The organism is Oleiphilus sp. HI0123 (assembly GCF_001635315.1).
The window spans coordinates 1-2,000 of record NZ_LWGE01001647.1 but is presented as its reverse complement, the minus strand read 5'-3'; the positions used below and the strand labels follow the sequence as shown (position 1 = coordinate 2,000).

Below are 2,000 nucleotides of genomic sequence, written 5' to 3'. Positions count from 1 at the left end.
TGACGCGGGTGCAAAGTTTGTAGTGATGGAAGTATCTTCGCACGGCTTATGTCAGAACCGGGTAGATGGCGTCCAGTTTTATGGAGCAGTGTTCACCAATTTGACTCGTGATCACTTGGATTACCATGGTTCAATGTCCGACTACGCGCAAGCCAAGCAGAAGCTATTTCAGAACACGAGCTTGGCCTTTGCAGTACTAAATCGAGATGATGAACTGTTCAGCGATTTTAAAGCCGCTGTTACGCCAGGCACAAACATTACGAGTTATGCGGTTTCAAGTAAAGCTGCTGATGTTGCGGTATTGACGAACGAGCTTTCGTCATCGGGTATACACGCATTGATCAAGGCTTCAGTAGGTCAGGTAATGATCGACTCCCCATTGCTGGGCGAATTTAACTTAAGCAATTTGTTAGCTGTGCTTGCAGCTGCCACGGCGATGAACGACCTCGAAAGCGTTGAGTCGCGAGTTAAAAAGATTAAAGCGGTTGATGGCCGTATGGAAGTGCTTCGGTCTGTGAATCAACCTACAGTCGTAGTTGATTATGCACATACACCTGATGCTTTGGAAAATGTACTTAAAACGCTAGCGCCTCTTTGCAGTGGCTCTCTAAGGGTGATATTTGGTTGTGGTGGTGACCGTGATCAAGGAAAACGCGCCGAGATGGCAAGAGTTGCCGAAGCGTTTGCAGATGACATTGTCCTCAGTGATGACAATCCACGAGGAGAATCACCAGAAGCAATCATCGCAGATATTTTAGCGGGCTTTGCGCAGCCATCGAAGGTGGAAGTGATACACGAGCGACGAATGGCAATACAGAAAATGCTCGAAAAGTCAGTAGCAGATGATGTCATTCTTGTGGCGGGTAAAGGTCATGAAACGTGGCAAGAAGTGAAAGGTCAGCGCCACTACTTTAGTGATATCGAAACTGTGCGCGAATTGATTTCGGGAGCAGCTGTTCTTCCTAAGGCGCTAGAGGAGGTCATTAATGATTGATGTCATGACTTTCTCCTCTTTGGCTAAAGCTTTGCCGGGTACTTTATTGGGTGATGATACGGGCTTTACTTGCCTATCTATTGATTCACGTACCGTTAACGAAGGTGATGTTTACTTGGCCTTAAAGGGCGAAAGATTTGATGGGCATGAATTTATTGTTGATGCGCTGCGAAAGGGCTGTGCAGGTGTTATTGGCGAACAAGATTTAGCAAGTGTATCGCAGTATATCGAAGATGAGGGGATGACAGCCAAACAGATTTCATATTTACAAGTTAACGATACTGACAAAGCGCTTGCTTCAATTGCTTCACTTAATCGACAGAGGTTTTGCGGAAAGTTAGTTGGTTTGACGGGGTCAGCAGGCAAAACCAGTACTAAGAATATGTTGAAAGCTGTTTTATCAGAATACGGCAAGACCGCGGCAACGAAGGGTAATTTCAATAACGAAGTGGGTGTGCCGTTAACTTTGTTAGACATAAATGCTGAACACCAGTTTTCAGTTGTGGAAATGGGAGCGAGAGCGAAAGGTGATATTGCCTATCTAAGCAATATGGCCCGACCAGATGTTGCAATGGTTTTGAATGCTGGCAGCGCTCACATTGAAGTATTTGGTGATTACGAAGCGATCGTCGAAGGCAAAGGAGAAATTTATGACTCCTTAAGCGCTGACGGCGTTGGAATAATAAACTTCGATGACCCAGCCTATATGACTTGGTTAGAGCGCTTGGGAGGAAGGCAAAGTTTGTCTTTCTCACAGGAAAGTGAAAATGCTGATGTCTTTGCAAGTGATGTTGAATGTGAAGCCGAAGGAAGCTGCTTTACATTGAATTATCACGAAGAGAGCGTAAGGGTTGGTTTACCTGTGCCAGGTTTGCATCAAATCCAAAATGCTCTCGCAGCAGCGACTGCTGCAATTGCTGTTGGATGCGACTTGGAAGGTGTAGCAAAAGGCTTGGCAAAGGTTGAGTCGACAGAAGGGCGTATGAATACAGCTGTCATTAATGAT

At 45.5% G+C, this 2,000-nt stretch carries 2 protein-coding genes; both read left to right on the top strand.

Going from position 1 to position 2,000, the window contains the following annotated elements; translation table 11 throughout:
* Nucleotides 1-994, top strand: a 994-nt coding sequence (locus tag A3761_RS22205) for a Mur ligase family protein (protein ID WP_156492036.1), incomplete at its 5' end; no start/stop codon positions are given.
* Nucleotides 987-2,000, top strand: a 1,014-nt coding sequence (gene murF, locus A3761_RS22200) for a UDP-N-acetylmuramoyl-tripeptide--D-alanyl-D-alanine ligase (RefSeq protein ID WP_068750899.1), incomplete at its 3' end; no start/stop codon positions are given. The genes A3761_RS22205 and murF, both read left to right, overlap by 8 nt.